This window comes from Caballeronia choica (genome assembly GCF_001544535.1).
In the GTDB taxonomy this organism is placed as follows: domain Bacteria; phylum Pseudomonadota; class Gammaproteobacteria; order Burkholderiales; family Burkholderiaceae; genus Caballeronia; species Caballeronia choica.
In genome coordinates, this window is sequence record NZ_FCON02000157.1 from 1 (window position 1) to 17635 (window position 17635).

Annotated in this window: 15 protein-coding genes and 1 tRNA gene; 7 read left to right on the plus strand and 9 right to left on the minus strand. The window is 62.5% G+C overall.

All coding sequences use genetic code 11. From position 1 onward, the window contains the following. Nucleotides 1-127: 127 nt before the first annotated feature. The 7 genes from aepY to AWB68_RS36485 all read right to left on the minus strand — a co-directional run bounded on the left by aepY (nucleotide 128) and on the right by AWB68_RS36485 (nucleotide 7275). Nucleotides 128-1312: a phosphonopyruvate decarboxylase gene (gene aepY / locus AWB68_RS36455; protein ID WP_087649099.1), complete on the minus strand. Its 1185-nt coding sequence runs from the start codon at nucleotides 1310-1312 to the stop codon at nucleotides 128-130. Continuing rightward, nucleotides 1309-3012: a phosphoenolpyruvate mutase gene (aepX, locus tag AWB68_RS36460; protein ID WP_087649100.1), complete on the minus strand. Its 1704-nt coding sequence runs from the start codon at nucleotides 3010-3012 to the stop codon at nucleotides 1309-1311. Before aepX ends, aepY begins: the two co-directional genes overlap by 4 nt. Continuing rightward, nucleotides 3009-3779, minus strand: coding sequence for a phosphocholine cytidylyltransferase family protein (locus AWB68_RS36465; protein ID WP_087649101.1), 771 nt, complete (start codon nucleotides 3777-3779; stop codon nucleotides 3009-3011). Before AWB68_RS36465 ends, aepX begins: the two co-directional genes overlap by 4 nt. A gap of 24 nt (nucleotides 3780-3803) precedes the next feature. Then, nucleotides 3804-4805, minus strand: coding sequence for a flippase-like domain-containing protein (locus AWB68_RS36470; protein WP_087649102.1), 1002 nt, complete (start codon nucleotides 4803-4805; stop codon nucleotides 3804-3806). Further along, nucleotides 4802-5626 carry a HalD/BesD family halogenase gene (locus tag AWB68_RS36475; protein ID WP_235028692.1) on the minus strand — a complete coding sequence of 275 codons (825 nt, stop codon included), beginning with the start codon at nucleotides 5624-5626 and terminating at the stop codon, nucleotides 4802-4804. The genes AWB68_RS36470 and AWB68_RS36475 overlap by 4 nt, the downstream gene beginning before the upstream one ends. Next, a complete protein-coding gene (locus tag AWB68_RS36480) occupies nucleotides 5623-6339 on the minus strand; it encodes a CDP-alcohol phosphatidyltransferase family protein (RefSeq protein ID WP_087649111.1) in 717 nt (238 codons plus the stop codon). Before AWB68_RS36480 ends, AWB68_RS36475 begins: the two co-directional genes overlap by 4 nt. A 216-nt stretch (nucleotides 6340-6555) precedes the next feature. Next, nucleotides 6556-7275, minus strand: a complete 720-nt coding sequence (locus AWB68_RS36485) for a DUF4136 domain-containing protein (RefSeq protein ID WP_235028693.1) — start codon at nucleotides 7273-7275, stop codon at nucleotides 6556-6558. Nucleotides 7276-7535: 260 nt separating this feature from the next. Between AWB68_RS36485 and pepN the strand changes: the two genes are divergently transcribed. The 5 genes from pepN to AWB68_RS36505 all read left to right on the plus strand — a co-directional run bounded on the left by pepN (nucleotide 7536) and on the right by AWB68_RS36505 (nucleotide 13514). After that, nucleotides 7536-10253 (plus strand): aminopeptidase N, encoded by a 2718-nt coding sequence (gene pepN / locus AWB68_RS36490; protein ID WP_087649104.1) that lies wholly within the window; start codon nucleotides 7536-7538, stop codon nucleotides 10251-10253. Nucleotides 10254-10804: 551 nt separating this feature from the next. Next, nucleotides 10805-11821: a class 1 fructose-bisphosphatase gene (locus AWB68_RS36495; RefSeq protein ID WP_087649105.1), complete on the plus strand. Its 1017-nt coding sequence runs from the start codon at nucleotides 10805-10807 to the stop codon at nucleotides 11819-11821. Between the two features lie 52 nt (nucleotides 11822-11873). Beyond that, nucleotides 11874-11949, plus strand: a tRNA-Thr gene (locus AWB68_RS36500). 575 nt (nucleotides 11950-12524) lie between these two features. Then, the gene (locus tag AWB68_RS48495) at nucleotides 12525-12677 is read left to right on the plus strand and encodes a hypothetical protein (protein ID WP_160110134.1); all 153 of its coding nucleotides are present in this window, start codon (nucleotides 12525-12527) and stop codon (nucleotides 12675-12677) included. A 219-nt stretch (nucleotides 12678-12896) separates the two neighbouring features. Then, a complete protein-coding gene (locus AWB68_RS36505; protein ID WP_087649106.1) occupies nucleotides 12897-13514 on the plus strand; it encodes a chorismate mutase in 618 nt (205 codons plus the stop codon). Between the two features lie 4 nt (nucleotides 13515-13518). Here the strand turns inward: AWB68_RS36505 and AWB68_RS36510 are convergent, their stop codons facing one another. Both AWB68_RS36510 and AWB68_RS36515 read right to left on the minus strand, forming a co-directional pair. Next, the gene (locus tag AWB68_RS36510) at nucleotides 13519-14664 is read right to left on the minus strand and encodes an exonuclease domain-containing protein (RefSeq protein WP_087649107.1); all 1146 of its coding nucleotides are present in this window, start codon (nucleotides 14662-14664) and stop codon (nucleotides 13519-13521) included. Nucleotides 14665-15045: 381 nt separating this feature from the next. Next, nucleotides 15046-15249 carry a cold-shock protein gene (locus AWB68_RS36515; protein ID WP_087649108.1) on the minus strand — a complete coding sequence of 68 codons (204 nt, stop codon included), beginning with the start codon at nucleotides 15247-15249 and terminating at the stop codon, nucleotides 15046-15048. A gap of 384 nt (nucleotides 15250-15633) precedes the next feature. On the opposite strand from AWB68_RS36515, the gene AWB68_RS36520 reads away from it, so the two are divergent. Then, nucleotides 15634-15852: a hypothetical protein gene (locus tag AWB68_RS36520; RefSeq protein ID WP_087649112.1), complete on the plus strand. Its 219-nt coding sequence runs from the start codon at nucleotides 15634-15636 to the stop codon at nucleotides 15850-15852. A 522-nt stretch (nucleotides 15853-16374) separates the two neighbouring features. Continuing rightward, nucleotides 16375-17520 carry a porin gene (locus AWB68_RS36525; RefSeq protein WP_087649109.1) on the plus strand — a complete coding sequence of 382 codons (1146 nt, stop codon included), beginning with the start codon at nucleotides 16375-16377 and terminating at the stop codon, nucleotides 17518-17520. Nucleotides 17521-17635 lie beyond the last annotated feature (115 nt).

Genomic DNA, 17635 nt, shown 5'->3' on the forward strand with positions numbered 1-17635 from the left:
TGCTTTCTTTGCTTACTTTCTTTGCAGCAGCAAAGAAAGTGAGTCCCGCCCCGGACAGGGGCAGAGCTAATAAACCACTAAGAAAACAAGTTCCATAGAAGCGCAAAAACATCAAACGGCGTAAACCTCAACCCCACCCCCAAGCGCCAGCGCCCCCAACGTGCGCTTGCAAGCGACCCCGCACATCCTCCGGCGTAATCGAAGGCCGCGGCAAGTCCCCCGGCGTCCCGGTCCGAATCGAAAGCCGCGCGAAGCGCACCCCGTCTACATCCTTCGCATCGAACAGCCGGTCGATCACACCGATATCGTCGCCGTCGAGCGCGAGCGCATAGCCACACGCCGATGCAATCGCGGCAAAATCAACACCGCGCGACACCGTCGCCTGCCCACCCGTCGATTCATGCGCGCCGTTGTCGAGCAGCAGATGAACCAGGTTCGACGGACCATACGCGCCAAGCGTCGCGAAGACGCCCATGCGCATCAGCGCAGCGCCGTCGCCATCGAGCGCGACCACGCGCAGGTCCGGCCGCGACAGCGCGAGACCGAGCGCCATCGGCGTGACACAGCCCATCGAGCCGACCAGATACAACTGGTTCTCGCGATCGTCGATAGCATAGAGTTCGCGGCCGCAGAAACCCGTCGACGCGAGCACGACCGTCGAGTTCGCAGGCGTGTGCGCAATCACGCGCTGCAATGCGTCGTGACGCGTGACCCGTTCGCCCTCGAACCGCTGAACCGCGGCACGCGTCGCGCGTTCCCGTACGCCGCTCAAGCCGGTCTTCGTCAACGCATACGGCGCCACGCTGCCCTTCTGCATCACGAGCGCATAAGGACGGCCGGTGCGATCCATGTGCGCCGTCGCGCGATCGAGCGCGGGCGCAATCGCTTCGGGTTCCGTCGGGAACAGTTCCCACGGGATCTCCATCGTGTCGAGCATCGCCGGCGTGACCGGTCCCATCAGCGCGTGCTGCGGCTCATCGGCGACGCCGGGCTGCCCGCGCCACGTCACGATCAAAAGCTGCGGCAAGCGAAACGTCCAGGTGAGCGACGTCAGCGGACTCACCGCATTGCCGAGGCCGGAGTTCTGCATCATCGCGATGCCGCGACGGCCCTTGTGCTCGCCCGACGCGCCGAGCGCGACGCCCGCGATCAGCGCGACGGCATCGCCCTCGTTCGCCGCCGACACGTAATGCAGCGACTCGTCCTGCACCACATAGTTGATGAAAGGCGTGAGAAAGGAACACGGCACGCCGGCATACCAGTCGAAGCCGCGCTCGCGCGCCGCTTCGACGAACTGGGCGGCTTCGATCACGCGCCGCCCCCCGATGTCGCGCCGCTCGATCCGTACGGCGCCTGCGCATGCGCGAAGTCGCCGGCGCGACGGAAGTCGTCGAGGTCGTTCACGCCGCGCCAGTGTCCATGCACGTAATGCACTTCGATACGCTCGCCCGCATCGACCAGCGCGTTGAGCAGCGCCGCCATGTCGAGCGTGTTGAAGTCGTCGCGCTGCTGGAGTCGCGCGAGCGTGGCGCGCAGGCGCTCGCGCGCTGCGCCGCGCACGTTGAGCAGGCCCATCCAGCGGCCTTGCGGCGAGCCGGCTTTGCCCGCCGCCGATGAAGCCGTGCTGACGACCCCTTCCAGCCAGACTTTCCGTCCGAAAAGCGCGCGATCGTCGGCGGCCGAGCAATAGGCGAAATCGGTCGCCGCTTCGCCCGCGTGCGGCGCTTGCGACGAATCGACCACAACGCAGAAGTCGCTGTCCGACTCGACCAGATCGCGCAGGATATAGCTGCGGAACAACAGGTCGCCATAGGAAATCACCGTGTCGCCGATGAACGATTCCGCCGCGCAGGCCAGCGACGCAAGCTCGCCCGTCTGCGCGTGCTGCTCGTTGACCACGAGCCGGATGCCCGACGTATCGATCGCGTCCGCGCGATAGCCTCCGACGACCGTGATGTCGTTGATGTGTTCCTTCTTGAACGCCTCGACGAGGTGCCGCAGCAGCGGCTTGCCGGCGATCGGCAGCATGACCTTCGGGCGGTCGGCCGTCACCGCTTCGAGGCCCGCGCCACGGCTCGCCGCCAGCACGACCGCGCTGCGCGCCGCGCTCGACGCCGACAGGTACACGCTCTCCGCCGCCGAATATTCGTCCGCATCCTGCAAGCGGAAAATCTCGTTGACCGTCGCGATGCGGTCTTCCACGTTCACGAGCGTCTCGCTTTCGTGGATCTCCTTCGCGATCGCCTGCATCGCGGAAGTCGCGCCGCGGATCAGATGGTTCGCCCAGATCACGGTGCTGATGCCCGCCTGACGGAAGACGTCGGTCGGCGTGCTGTAGTACTTCGTCGGCACGATGACGAGCGGCCCGCGACCGGCCCATTCACGTGCGAAGGTCAGGATTTCATCGGGCTTCGAGAGCTTGCTGTGGATCAGGATCGCGTCCGCGCCCGCTCGCCGGTAGGCTTCCGCACGCCGCAGCGCTTCTTCCATGCCCCAGCCGGCGATCAGCGCCTCGACCCGCGCGACGATCGAGAAATTCGGATCGCTCTGCGAGTCCTTGCCGGCCTTGATCTTGCCGCAGAATTCATCGATGTCGGCGAGCGGCTGCGCCTCGCCGTTGATGAAGCTGTTGGTCTTCGGGAACTGCTTGTCCTCGATGCAGACGCCAGCTATCCCGCGCTGCTCCAGCTTCCTCACGAGCCGCCGCACGTTGTTGAAGTTGCCGTAGCCGGTGTCGCCGTCGAGCAGGATCGGCAGGTCGCTCGCGTCGGCCATGAATTCGAGCATGTCGACCACTTGCGTCCAGCTCGCTTCGTTGTTGTCGCGCACGCCGAACTGCGCCGAGATCGCGAGGCCCGAGCCCCAGATCGCCTTGAAGCCCGCTTCCTTCACGATGCGCGCCGACAAACCGTTGTGCGCCTCCATCATGAATTCGAGCCGATTGCTCTGCAGCATCTCGCGCAGGCGCATCGTGCGCGAGAATCCGGCGGGAAGTTGTCCTGGTGCGTTCATCGCAGTGCTCCGGCAAGCTGGTTCAATTGCGGCAGCACTTCGTCGGCTGCGCGCGTCACGTCGTTCTGGAAGTCGATTTCGATCCACGGCGCGCCGGTCACGTCGGCAACATCGAAAACGTGGCTCTTTTCGAGCAGGAGATCGCGCACCGCTTCTTCATGCGGCAGGCTCGCGCGGCCCGTCGCGACATAATCCGCAACGATTTGCGCGAGCCGCTTCGCCGCGTGTTCGTCGAAGCGGAAGAAGCCGACCGATTCGCCGATCGTGTCGTAGTGCGTCCCCACGGCGACTTGCTTCCTCAACTCGACCGGCACGCCGTTTTCGACGCACAGCTTCACAGGTTCGTCGCCGGTTTCGAAATCGCGGTCGATCAACAGGCGGTTCACGTGCGCGTGCGGGTTCGCCACCAGCGCGTCGAGAATGCGTTCGTCGTAGAGCACGTCGGCGTCCATCAGGACCACGTCGCCGCCGCGCGTGAGCGCTTCGGCCGCCGTGTGCACCGACAGCACGCTGCCAAGCGTGAACTCGCTGTTCACCACGACTTCGGTTGCCGGCTTCCAGTCGATCGAATCGAGTTCCGCTTCCACCTGTTCATGCTTGAAACCGAGCACGAACACGATTTCATCGACGCCCGCAGCCTTCAGCAATTGAAGATGGCGTTCGAGCAGCGAGGCATCGCCGAACCGCAACAGGCACTTCGGCTTCTGCTGCCCTTCCGGCTGGACGAGGCGCAAGCCCATCCCGGCCGCAAGAATAATTGCGCGCATTCTTGTTATCCCTTCGAGGATGAATCAGTCGATCTCCGGCACGCGCGCGAGACGCCGACGCTGCCAGCCCTTTTCAACGAAATGCAGATAGACGATGCCCGGCACGCCGAGCAACAGTTCGCGCGCGCGCTTCGCGAGCGACAGCGCGAGCGCCACTTCCGGCGGCAGGCCGACGAGCCGTGCGAGCAGCAGGAAGCCGCCCTCCTGGACGCCGAGCGAACCGGGAATCGCGAAGGCAGCGCCACGGATCGCCTGGCCGAGACTTTCGAGGATCAGCGCATCGGTCCAGTCGACCGGATGCCCGAGCAGCCGCAACGCGAGCCACACTTCGCCCGTGCCGACGATCCAGCCGACCATGCTCAGCGCGAAGCTCGCCGCCACTTTGCCGCGCTCGCGATACATCTCGTGCACGGCGGTGTCGACGGCTTCGGCGCGCGTCACGAGCGACGACCAGTCGCGCTTCGCGGAAAAGCGCGCGGCGACAGTCGATGCAAAACGCGTCGCGCGCCCGAACAGGCCGCGCCGCTGCGCCAGATAGAACCCGAAGATCATCGCGCCGATCACGCCGATGACGATCAGCACGCCCGTGCGCACGCTCGTGTCGGAGCCGCCGAGCAGCGCCACGCCAGCCAGCGCGAAGATCAGTTGCGCGATCGTCTGCACGGTCGTGCTGACGGTGATGACGGCGGCGGCATCGCGGGCACGCATGCCGCGCTGCGCGAGATAGCGGACCATCATCATCGGCCCGCCGATCTGCCCGGCGGGCATCAGGCTGTTGACCGATTCGCCGGCCCAGCGCGCAAGCAGCGCGTCGCGCAGCGACACGTCGCGTTCGAGCGGCGAAAAGAGCACGCTGATGGCGCCGGCATCGAGCACCACCGGCAGCAGGTGAAACGCCGCGACGGCGAGCAGGCCCCAGCCGGCCGTCACGAGCGTCGACGCCACCGAGCCGAAGCCTTGCCAGCCGATCAGCGCGATGAACAACACCACGCCGATCGAAAGCAGGACGGTTCCGGCGCGGCTCATGCGCTTCCGTTCTTGCCGGCTTTGCGGCGAAAGACCTGCCCGAAGCCGAAATAGGCGATCGAATCCTTCATGTTCGAAATGAAGCGCTGCCACGGACGCATGTTCGGGTTCGTGACGTATTCGAAGGTCAGCGACACGCGCATTTCGTTCGCGCCGAGTGGCGTGATGCGGTGGCGCAACTTGTCGCCGTCGAAGAACACGAGCGCGCCCGGCGGGTATTGCACCGAGCCCGGCGCGTCGGGAACCTCGGTGTTGCGCGTGTGAAGTTCGTAGTCGAGACGGCAGGACGAATCGTCGATCACGCCCAGCAGCATCGTGTAACGGCGGCCATCGTAATAGGACGTGTCGTAGTGCCAGCCGATGTGGTCGCCCGGACGGGTGTAGAAATAGAGCGCGTAGGCATGCGGGTCGTCGGCGGGCGAGAGTTGCAGCTTGTCGCCGCTGATCGCTTCGAGCCACTTGACCAGCGCCTCCGACCGGTACAGGTCGGCGATGAACGGCGCAAGACGGTCGATGGCGTGGCGGCTCACGCTGCCGCCCTGCTTGTGGCCCGGCAGGTAGTTGCGGTTCACGGCGGGCGTGACCGCGTGCACCGCGTCGATCAGCCGCTCGGTGTAGTCGCGCGGTAGGAAGTCTTCGAGGTACAGAAAGCTGCCTTGCTCGCCGAAGGATTCATGCAGCTGCGCGGTCTTGAGTTCGCGCAGGCGGGCGTTCAGCGTCGCATCGATTTCTCGCGCGGAAGGCGCCGCTGCACGGGGAACGGGAGCGCGTGCGGAAGTTTCGTCGAACGACTCCGTTGACGGATTGGCTGCCTGGTTCATCTCGCGGTCTGAAAATCGTTGCCGTCGGTGTCTTTGGGGGGCACCTTGCCGTTCGCGGCCTGGGCGGCCCTGGCGACATCACGCGTCACGCGCTGATAGTCCATCACGCACCATGCGGCAAACAGCGGCGCGCCGATGGCCGCGGCGACCAGGAACGGCGTCATCCCGTTCAGCACGGTCACGAGCGGCAGAAGATACAGCACATCCTCAGTCTCGAATCCGGCCAGCGACGCCTGCTTCGTGCCCGACTTGCCGACCATCGACTCGATGCGCATGCGCAGGAAGAAAATCAGCGCGACGGCCACGCCCGCAATGGCGCCGAGCCATTCGGCAGGAACCAGCATCGCGGGATGATGAACGCCGACATAAAAGCCCAGCCCGACGAACAGCAGCACGGTCACCACCGCGTCGCAGCCGAGGTCGTATAAATGACCGATCCGGCTCGACTGTCCGCTGATGCGGGCGAGCTCGCCGTCGGTGTGATCGACGAAGTTGGAAAGCGCGATCAGGAGCGCGCCGGCCGTGCACAGCCAGAATTGCCCGAGCGACAAATAATAGGCGCCGGCCACGCCGATCAGGAGTCGCAACGAGGTCAGATGATTCGGCGTGACGCGGGTGCCGACGAGTGGAGTGACCAGACGGCGGGCAAGCCGCGCGTCCCATGTGGCGGGCTCCGGGACGGCACGGGGCTGGGTCGGACTTGGTTTTGTCATGAACGCGAATATATCCCGATTCCGGCGGCCGTGCATATTCGCGGGGGGTGCGACTGACACGCTCCGACGCCGCGTAGCGGACGTCCGCGCCGGGATTGCTGAACGGGATTATCGCAGCGGCGAGCGCGGCATTCTCGTGCAAGCGGCAAAAATTACACAACGCCGAACGCGCGCCGACGGACGCGGCGTTGCGACTCGCTGGAAATGGCGCCTTCGCTATTCCACCGCCTTGGCTGTTGCGACGCCGCCCGGTGCGACGCTACGCTCATTCGCGCCGACTGACGCGGAAGCCTCGTTGCTTGTGCCGCCGCTCGGGCCGAGCGGAATCTTCACCGTGCGCACCGTGCCGTTGCCGAGCGGGAAATCTGCAAGCGCGCTGCGCACGAGATAAGGCATCGCGCCAATCAGCGACGGCTCGCCGGCCGAATTCATCGCGGTCACTTTATAGGCCTCGCGCCCAGTGCTGCGATCGATGATGCGAATCTGCAGCGCATGCGAGTAGACCGGATAAGTCTGGTCGACATAGCCCGGTCCCCACGGGCCAAACGGACCCCAGGCGCCGTAGGGTCCCCAATATGGGCGTCCGTACGGCCCGTACATCGGCCATGGGTCGTAATAGACCGGCTGGCGCACGGTCATCAGGTCGCTGCGAATCGAGTAAGCGAGCTCCACCCGATAGTGCGCGCTTGCCTCCGGAACCTGCCGGAACGCATTCTTCGCCAGTTCGTTGGCCACGAGCGTTTCATAAGTCGACTGCTCGATGCTGTTCTGCTGGTCGGGCGTGCGCGCAAATGCGTAGGTGCGGGTCGCGTCGCTGCCCTGCCAGTCCGAAAACGCCGTCACCTGCGTCTGCACGTAGGTCGTGCAACCGGCGAGCCACACCACACACAGCCCCAGCGCGGCGCGAACCACGCTGGCCCAGCGATCGAAATTCATGGTCATCCTCGTTTCGTAGCCCGCTATCTCTTAGTTATAGGAAGTGTCGGCGCGTCACGCACGCGGCGAGAGCGTCCAGCAAGATCGCGCTGAAGATACAGACCGCCCGCGCCGGCTGAAAGTTCTTTGTTAGCCACTCGGCCGACCCCGGGCCGACCCCACGCCAACCTCGCGCCGAACCCCGGATCGCCCGAGCCTTTGTACAATGGTCCGACACAGGCCGCCGACAGGCGCCGCCAATCAACTCTACAGAAGCCGCCATGTCCACATCGACAGCACCCGCGACGCCCGCCGTGATTCGCCGCGCAGACTACGCGCCGCCGGCTTTCCTCATCGATTCCGTTGCGCTCGAATTCGACCTCGTGCCCGAGCGGACGGTCGTGAAAAGCACACTGCGCGTGCGCCGCAATCCCGACGCCGGCGCCGCGCAGAATCTCGTCTTGATCGGCGAGCAACTGGAATTCGTGCGCGCGTCGGTCGACGGCCGGCCGCACGCGGATGTCCGTGTGACCGACAACGAACTGTCGGTGGGCACTATTCCCGACAGCTTCGAACTGACGATCGAAAACGTCTGCAATCCGGCGACGAACACCACGCTTTCAGGACTGTACGTGTCGAGCGGCAACTTCTTCACGCAATGCGAAGCCGAGGGTTTTCGCCGGATCACGTATTTCCTCGACCGTCCGGACGTCATGGCCACCTACACGGTCACGCTGCGCGCCGACAAATCGGCGTATCCGGTCCTGCTGTCGAACGGCAACCTGATCGATGAAGGCGACCTGCCCGACGGCCGCCACTTCGCGAAATGGGAGGATCCGTTCAAGAAGCCGAGCTACCTGTTCGCGCTCGTCGCGGGCAAGCTGGTCGCGCTGGAAGAACGCATCACGACGGGCTCGGGCAAGGAAAAGCTGCTGCAGGTGTGGGTCGAGCCGCATGATCTCGACAAGACCCGTCACGCGATGGATTCGCTCGTCAACTCGATCCGCTGGGACGAAAAGCGCTTTGGCCTGGAACTGGATCTCGACCGCTTCATGATCGTCGCCGTCAGCGACTTCAACATGGGCGCGATGGAGAACAAGGGGCTCAACATCTTCAATACGAAGTACGTGCTGGCGAACCCCGAGACGGCCACCGATACGGACTTCTTCAACATCGAATCGGTCGTCGGCCACGAGTATTTCCACAACTGGACCGGCAACCGCGTCACCTGCCGCGACTGGTTCCAGCTGAGCCTGAAGGAAGGCCTGACGGTGTTCCGCGACCAGGAATTCTCCGCCGACATGGCCGCCGGCGACTCGCCCGGTGCGGCAAGCGAGGCCGCGCGCGCGACGCGGCGCATCGAGGACGTGCGCGTGCTGCGCCAGATGCAGTTCGCCGAGGACGCCGGCCCGATGGCGCATCCGGTGCGCCCGGAAAGCTATGTGGAAATCAACAACTTCTACACGATGACCGTCTACGAGAAAGGTTCGGAAGTCGTGCGGATGTACCAGACGCTGTTCGGACGCGACGGCTTCCGGCAAGGCATGGACCTGTATTTCAAGCGCCACGACGGGCAAGCGGTTACTTGCGACGACTTCCGTCACGCGATGGCCGACGCCAACGGGCGCGACCTCGCGCTGTTCGAGCGCTGGTACAGCCAGGCGGGCACGCCGCGCGTCGGCGTGAAGACATCGTACGATGCCGCCGCGAAGCGCTACACCGTCACGCTTTCGCAGAGTTACGGCGAGGCGTCGGAAGCGGCGCGCGAGACCCAGAAGGGACCGCTTTTGATTCCGGTCGCGATCGGCCTGATCGGCGGCAAGGGCACGGACCTGCCGCTGCGGCTCGAGGGCGAGAAGGAGCCGGGCGGCACGACTCGCGTTCTGGACCTCACCGAGCGGGAACAATCATTCACGTTCGTCGATGTCGCCGAGAAGCCATTGCCGTCGTTGCTGCGCAATTTCTCGGCGCCGGTGATCGTCGAATACGACTACACGAACGAACAACTGGCATTCTTGCTCGCCAATGACAGCGACCCGTTCAATCGCTGGGAAGCGGGCCAGCGGCTTGCCACGCGTGAACTGCTCGCGCTCGCCGGCCGCGCCGCGAAGGGCGAGACGCTGACGCTCGACTCGCAGGTCGTCGCGGCCTTCGAGCAAGTGCTCGACGATCCGGCGCTCACGCCCGCCTTCCGCGAACTCGCGCTGATGCTGCCGTCCGAGAGCTATCTCGCCGAGCAGATGGCCGTCTCCGATCCCGCCGCGGTCCACTCGGCGCGTGTCTTCATGAGCCGCCGGCTCGCGACCGATCTGCGCGGCAAATGGCTCGCGATCTACGAAGCCAACCGCACGCCGGGCGAATATCGGCCGACGCCGGAAGACGCGGGCAAGCGCGGACTCAAGAATCTCGCCCTCGCCTATTTGAGCCAGCTCGACGATCCGGCCGATGCCGTGCGTCTCGCCCACGCGCAATACGACAGCGCGGACAACATGACGGACCGCTCGGCGGCGCTGTCGGCGCTGTTGCTGGCGGGCGCGGCACCGAACGGCGACTCGACGGCCGCCGACGCCGCGCTGGGCGATTTCTATGCTCGCTTCGAACACGAAGCCCTCGTGATCGACAAGTGGTTCGCCGTGCAAGCTACGCAGCGCGGCGGGCCGAATCGCAAGGTGATCGACGTCGTACGCAAGCTGATGCAGCATCCGGCATTCACGCTGAAAAACCCGAATCGCGCGCGCTCGCTGATTTTCAGCTTCTGCAGCGGCAATCCCGCGCAATTCCACGCCGCCGACGGCTCCGGCTACGCGTTCTGGGCCGAGCAGGTCATCGCGCTCGACGCGCTCAATCCGCAGGTCGCCGCACGCCTCGCTCGCGGTCTCGAATTGTGGCGCCGCTTTACGCCCGCGTTGCGCGAGAAGATGCACGACGCGCTGGCGGAAGTGGCGTCGAAGGCGAAGTCGCGCGACGTGCGAGAGATTGTAGAAAAGGCGTTGGGCTGAACTGTGCGGCTGTTGAATTCATGTAAACCGGCGCTGCGGCGGTGATGCCGTTCAGTTAGGCGAAGCATGGCGACTCAAACTGAGTCGGAATCCAGGAAAGGCCGCTCCGGCGTCGATCGGAGCGGCCTTTTTTTGCCCTGACCGAACCTCATTAGCGCTCCTGCGCCAGTTCTTTTAGCCCTTCACGTTGGCCGATCGGTCGACTTCTCGCGACGCCCCACGCAAGCGAAAGCGATTTCCTTGCGCGACGCGAGAAACCGCGTTGCGGCTCGCGCGCTACTTCGGAACCTCGCCACGTTCTGGATGACAGTGCATGTGAATTACGATTTGCGCGTGGCGCCTTCCGCGTCCAGTAAGCAGATCGAGCGCGAAAATCGAGCCGATACAGGCCGAGCGTCACGCTGTCTTAGCACAGGCGGAAAAGCTTCGCGCGCAAGACGCGTGGCAGCTTGCCTTCAGCACCGGCAATTGGAACGTGCCCTTCGCGACATGGGGCCGTCGTGTCGAGCGGGTAGAATCGGGGAATTCGTCAAACGCTCCTGGAGCCAAGCATGTCCATTTCCCGCCGCACTACGCTGACCAAGTATTTGATCGAGCAGCAGCGCGAACACCAGAATCTCCCCGCCGATCTGCGCCTTCTGATCGAAGTCGTCGCGCGGGCCTGCAAGCAGATCGGCTTTCAGGTGAGCAAGGGCGCGCTGGGCGAAGCACTCGGCAGCGCCGGCAGCGAAAACGTGCAGGGCGAAGTCCAGAAGCGGCTCGACATCATGTCGAATGAAATCCTGCTCGAAGCCAACGAATGGGGCGGCAATCTCGCCGCGATGGCGTCGGAGGAAATGGAAAAAATCTTCCCGATTCCGAATCGCTATCCGAAAGGCAATTACCTGCTGACATTCGACCCGCTCGACGGTTCATCCAATATCGATGTCAACGTGTCGATCGGCACGATCTTTTCGGTCCTGCGCTGCCCGGACGATTGCGAGCCGACCGAACAGGCGTTCATGCAACCCGGTTCAGCGCAGGTCGCTGCCGGCTACGCAGTGTACGGGCCTCAAACCGTGCTCGTGCTGACCACGGGCAATGGCGTGAACTGCTTCACGCTGGATCGCGAACTGGGCTCGTGGGTGCTGACGCAAAGCGACATGACGATTCCGGTCGAGACGCGTGAATACGCGATCAATGCCTCGAACAGCCGTCACTGGTACGAGCCCGTTCAGGCATACGTGAACGAACTGAACCAGGGCAAGGACGGCCCGCGCAAGGACGATTTCAATATGCGCTGGGTCGCATCGATGGTCGCCGACGTTCACCGTATCCTGAACCGCGGCGGCATCTTTATGTACCCCGCCGACAAACGCACGCCGGATCGTCCCGGCAAGCTGCGTCTCATGTACGAGGCGAACCCGATGGCGTTCATCGTCGAGCAGGCTGGCGGAGCCGCGACCAATGGCGAACAGCGCATCCTCGACATCGTCCCGCAAAGCCTCCACGAGCGCGTGCCGGTGTTTCTCGGATCGAAGAACGAAGTAGATCGTGTGACCCGCTACCATCTCGAAAAGAAAAATTGATCAGGGTATTGCCAAAGTCAGAAAAGAGTCTCTATAATCTCGTTTCTCCGATGCCGGAATAGCTCAGACGGTAGAGCAGCGCATTCGTAATGCGAAGGTCGGGGGTTCGATTCCTCTTTCCGGCACCAAGCTTCATTTAAAAACCCGCGTGGCCTTCGGCCTCGCGGGTTTTTTCATTCCGGGCGCTTTGCTGAAGTTCTCGACGAGCCTTACATCCCAGGCACGCGTGTCGCCGATCGCGTGGATCACAAAGAACCGTGCGTTTAGGAATCGACATCCACATGCGCCGCTGATCTGCGCAATGCCTCTATTTGTGCGTTTCCACACAACTGAATAATTATTCCTCGGCCGCCGATATTACGTCAACGCTGGTTTCCCGCTATCGTTATAAGTATGGAGAGAGCGTTAAATATGTATTGCGGTGCGTCATAGCGGAGGGCTCCCAGGCGCCCGCAGTAGAGCGCCAAGGCCGGATCGAGAACAAACTACCGAAATCGAATGACGAAATCGGTAAATCGATCTCGAACCTGATCGCTCAATTTAAGAACGATCATTCCTATATCAGGACATTCTGATTTTTTTCGGACGCGTCTCAAGTAATGATGGTGCTGTTCCGATAAAGCAACAAGGGAACGTGGAATTGTTTCCACAACGCCATGACGCTGCTAGCAAGTTTGATAATCAAGTTTCACAAGGAGAGAAAATGATGGACGCCAAACCGACAAAAATTCCGACCCCCGACAAGGTTTCTTGTCCGGATCCGGAACCGGTAGGGGTCGAATTCCTGGCTGCCGAATTGCCTGAGCACGTTCGCGCATTCTTCGACGAACAGCGCAACATGCGCGATTCGAAGTAAGCGCCGGTAGTCGGGATCGCCCGCAATTGTCGTGTATGCGACGCATCGTGCCCGTGACGCACGCGCCAAAATCACGATCCAATCATGGCTTGCGCCAGGGATCGGCGCGCCTGTCGCCAATACGCGCGCTGAAATCCCCCACGCGCCGCAAAGGCGCTTGAACGGCGGGCAAGCGAAGCAGTGGGTTATGCTGGCGCTTTTGTTCACCAAGCGCTCCGCATGGGTTCATCGTCTGTCATTTCTCCCCTTTCCCGTGAACGCCGGGTACGCGCAATCGCGGCCCTCGCCGCTTTGCTTCTTGGCTCCATTTTCCCCGCCCACGCAGATGGCGACGACGCACCATTCACCAGCCTCGTCGCGTTGACGTCGGAGCGGCTCGCACTCGCCGAGCCGGTCGCGCGCTGGAAATGGGCGCATCACGAACCGATCACCGATGAGCCGCGCGAAGCGGCCTTGCTTGCGAGCGTCAAAATGAAGGCGCAGGACTCGGGCGTCGATCCGGCGTTTGCGCAGCGTTTTTTCCGCGACCAGATCGAGGCGAGCAAGGACGTGCAAAATGCGCTCTTCGCGAATTGGCGTGCCGCGCGGGCGCCGGAAGATTCGCCGCCGGACCTCGCCACCGACACTCGCCCGAAGCTCGACCGTCTCACGCAATCGCTGATAGCGGCCCTCGCGCGGGTCGAGCCGATGCGCCATGCCGACGACTGCCCTCTGCGGCTCGCCGACAGCGTCGCCCGCTGGAAGCACCTGACGCGCTATGACGCGGCGTTGAACACGCCGCTGTCCCGCGCGTTATCGCATGTTTGCGCGGCGGGCGGAATCGGGGCGGTCGGCTAGCAACTCAGGCGACGGCGGCAGCAGACCCGACAAGCGGGACGACAGCGAGTCCGCGTCCAAGCCGTTCGCCAAGAATCCGATACGTCGAGAGCTCGAACCCGGACGCCAGCACGCGCGTACGCAATGCTGCCGCGTCGGCCAGCGTCGGAGCCGTGCCGAAGTATTGCCAGTTGTCCACCACATGCCACGCATGCAGGCCCGTACCGGGATCGCGCTCGTCGATCGCAATCGCGCCGGGATAGGGCCAGGGCGCATCGCGCGCGTCGTCCCGGCGGGCGCGGACCAAGCGATTGTGCGGCGGACGCAAACGCGCGACCGTTTGTGACTCGGCGAGCAGCGCGCCGATCTCGCCGCCCGTCGCCGTCCACTCGACACGCCGAACCAGTGCCGCAAGCCGCAAGTCCTTAGACGAGCGCCGCGGGCCTGTCAGATGCGAGCGCACCCGCTGACGCAGTCGCACGCTTCTGCCGACGAAAAGCGGTGCATCGTCCTCGCCGTAGAACACATAGATTCCGCAGCCGGCTGGAATTCGCTCGATCGTGTCCTCGTCGATGTCACCGGCAAGGCGAAATCGCCGCGTGACCTGCTCCATATGCGCGCGCAGGACGTCCGATGCATGCGAGCGATGCAGGTGCTGCCAGAACTGCCAGAGCAGATCGGCGTCGGCGAGCGCCCGGTGCCGCGCCGCCGGCACGAGCGCATGACGCTCGACCAGCGCATCGAGCCCATGCCGCTTCTCGGCCGGGTACACCGCGCGCGACAACTGCACCGTGCACAGCACGTCAGGCTGAAATTTGAGCCCGATCCGCTTGAACTCTCCGCGCAGAAAACCGTGATCGAAATGCGCGTTGTGCGCGATGAAAAGACGCCCGTTCATCCGCTCGAAAAGGTTCGACGCGAGTTCGTCGAAGGTGGGTGCGTCGCGCACCATCGAATCGGTGATGCCGGTCAGGTTCTGGATGAACGCCGGAATCGGCTTCTGCGGATTGACGAGCGAACTCCACTGCGTCAATCCGGACGGCCCGACCTCGACGATGCCGATTTCGGTAATCCGATCGATGCCGAGCGAGCCGCCCGTCGTTTCGAGATCGACAAAGACGACGGGGTCGGCGGGAAATTCGTGGCTGGAAAGCGGAGGAAGAGCGTGCATCTCGATGAATGAGGGCGCAGCATTCCGGATTCGAGCTGGATCTCGGAAGCGCTTGCGCGTGAAGATGCCGCCATTTTAGCCCACGTAGATGACGCGAGCGAATCCTTGCAAATCTCGAGTACCAATCACCCGGCGGTTTCAGAGTTTTGCAATCCCATTTGAATCGGAATTGCGCCTCGGCATTTACCCCAATTTACGGGCACGACTTATTCGGCGCGAACGAAAACACTAACCGTTTAAACGATCAAGGGCGAATTAACGCGCCTCCGCGCTTCAAAAACAGCGGCGTGAAAACGACAGCAGCGCAATTCTCGGATACCCGAATAACAAAAACCCCTTGCGGACACAAGGGGTTTGTCGAAGCGTCAAACGGCTCGCCGATCAGAGAGCGCGGATGTTCGCCGCTTGCTTGCCCTTCGGCCCAGCCTTGACTTCGAATGACACCCGCTGACTCTCCTTCAGCGACTTGAAGCCGTCGGCACGGATCTCGGAGAAGTGCGCGAACAGATCTTCACCGCCGGCGTCCGACGTGATGAAGCCAAAGCCTTTAGCATCGTTGAACCATTTGACGATACCAGTTTCCATATACCTGTTTTCCTTCGGAAGTTTGATTAAATGCGGGCGAACCCTATAAACGCCGTGCCAGTTCAGCGAACTCGACGGCACCGCTTTTATATAAGCAGCCGATCGTACCGTCAAGACAATTTTATCCACGGATGTCAGCGACCCACTCGCTTCATCAGCTCCAAGCGCATTTATCGCCGTCACAAAATAAGCACATGAAACATAATTCTTAAAACGAGAAGAATAATCGGAGGAAACTCTCACCCGCGATGTAACAAGGTTTATTCAATCGTAAGTGTTTACGCGCCTTGTTCGATTGCGCGCGACTCAGCAACATGGAGCGGTATTTGCAGACGAATAGGAGGGCCAGTTGTGATGACCGAACTCAAGCGCGTTGTTCAATGGATGAAGTCGCTGGTATCGCCGCAAGCCTCTGCCGCGCCAGTCCTGGCTTCCCCGCTCGATTTCGATCCGGTTTGGCACGGGGATCATTGGCAGAATCTCTTGTCATCCCCGATGGACGCGAGGCACTACGTCATGGAAGACTGGACGCTTCCTTTCCAGCACGAGCACGAGCTCGCTGGCGACGCGCCGAGCGAATCAGCCGAGCGAAAGGCGGCCTGAACGAGTTTGAAAGTCACGAATCAGAAGGCAAAAAAAAGCGCGACTGGAGAGTCGCGCTGACAAAGGCTTGGAGATCTTTTCCGTCAACGAAAAAGTCTGCTTCGGAAAGCAGAAAGCTCAGTATAGCTGCGGGTTAGAGGAAGAATTACCACTGTAAAAAGCAATCTTCTATTGCGATAACCTCAACAATCCAATTCTCGGATTATTCCGCTTGCACGCTGTCGTGAATGCGCAACGTCACACGGGTTGACACCGCGTCACCGGATCATATAAACCCGGCTAAACCCTTGTCAATAAAGGCGTTGACGGCATATTCGCATCATTGCCGTTCAAAGAATAATTTGTTGCGGAAAACGGAATGTCTGCGCTTTAACGCCGTCTTTACACTTCGAGTGGTCCGGAAACAAATGTGTTCGAAATTGAACATATTGCTCACCTGACAGCGCCTCTCGCAGCGCGTCGGAGGAAAGGTTTCCTTCAAGCCTGGGCTGACAAGCCCATTCTGCTCTCGGAGTTACAAAGATGAAAAAGACTCTCATGGTCGCTGCCCTGACGGGCGTATTTGCTACCGCCGCTCACGCGCAAAGCAGCGTCACGCTGTACGGCCTGATCGACGCCGGCATCACCTATACGAACAACCAGCAAGGCCACAGCAACTGGAAAGCGACGAGCGGTTCGGTCAACGGCAGCCGTTGGGGCTTGCGCGGCTCTGAAGATCTCGGCGGCGGTCTGAAGGCAATCTTCACGTTGGAAAACGGCTTCAACATCATGAACGGCACGAACGGCCAAGGCGGCCGTGAGTTCGGCCGTCAGGCATTCGTCGGCCTGTCGAGCGATCAGTTCGGCGCCGTGACGCTCGGTCGTCAGTACGACTCCGTCGTCGACTATCTCGGACCTCTGGCTCTGACCGGCACGCAGTACGGCGGCACGCAGTTCGCCCACCCGTTCGATAACGACAACCTCGACAACTCGTTCCGCGTGAACAACTCGGTCAAGTTCACGAGCGCGAACTACGCTGGCTTCAAGTTCGGCGGCATGTACGGCTTCTCGAACGAAGCCGGCGGCTTCGCCGACAACCGCGCGTACAGCGTCGGCGCGTCGTATAACTACGGTCCGTTCAACGTCGCTGCGGCGTACATGCAGCTGAACAACGCGAACGCCCTCGTTCCGACGAACCCTAACGGCGCGATCGCCTCCGACGCTCCGTTCGCGGCTGGCCGTCAGCGTGTCTTCGGTGGTGGCCTGAGCTACGCGTTCGGCGCGGCGACGGTCGGTTTCGTGTTCACGCAGACCATGCTTGACGATGCCACCCAGATCACGACGGCGGGCACGAGCGGCGGCCCGGCTATCGGCCTGACCGACGGCCACGTTCGCTTCACGAACTACGAAGTGAACGGTCGTTACAACCTGACACCGGCACTGAGCCTGGCAGGCGCCTACACGTACACCGACAGCCGTATCGATGGCGTGAAGCCGCGCTTCCACCAAGTGAGCCTGCAAACGGCGTACGCGCTGTCGAAGCGCACGGACGTGTACCTGCAAGGCGAATACCAGCACGTGATCGGCGGCGACGATGTTCCTGGCCTCGGTGCGACGATCACCGGCGTGGGCGTTTCGTCGACGTCGAACCAGGTTTCGGCAACGGTCGGCTTGCGTCACCGCTTCTAAGCCGGACTGGAAGTACCGTTGTAGAAAAGGCGCCGCTTGCGGCTAATGCCGTTCAGTTAGTGCGACGTGAAAGTCGCGTAGAGGATTGTTCCATCTGGTTTCGGCCAGAAGAGGA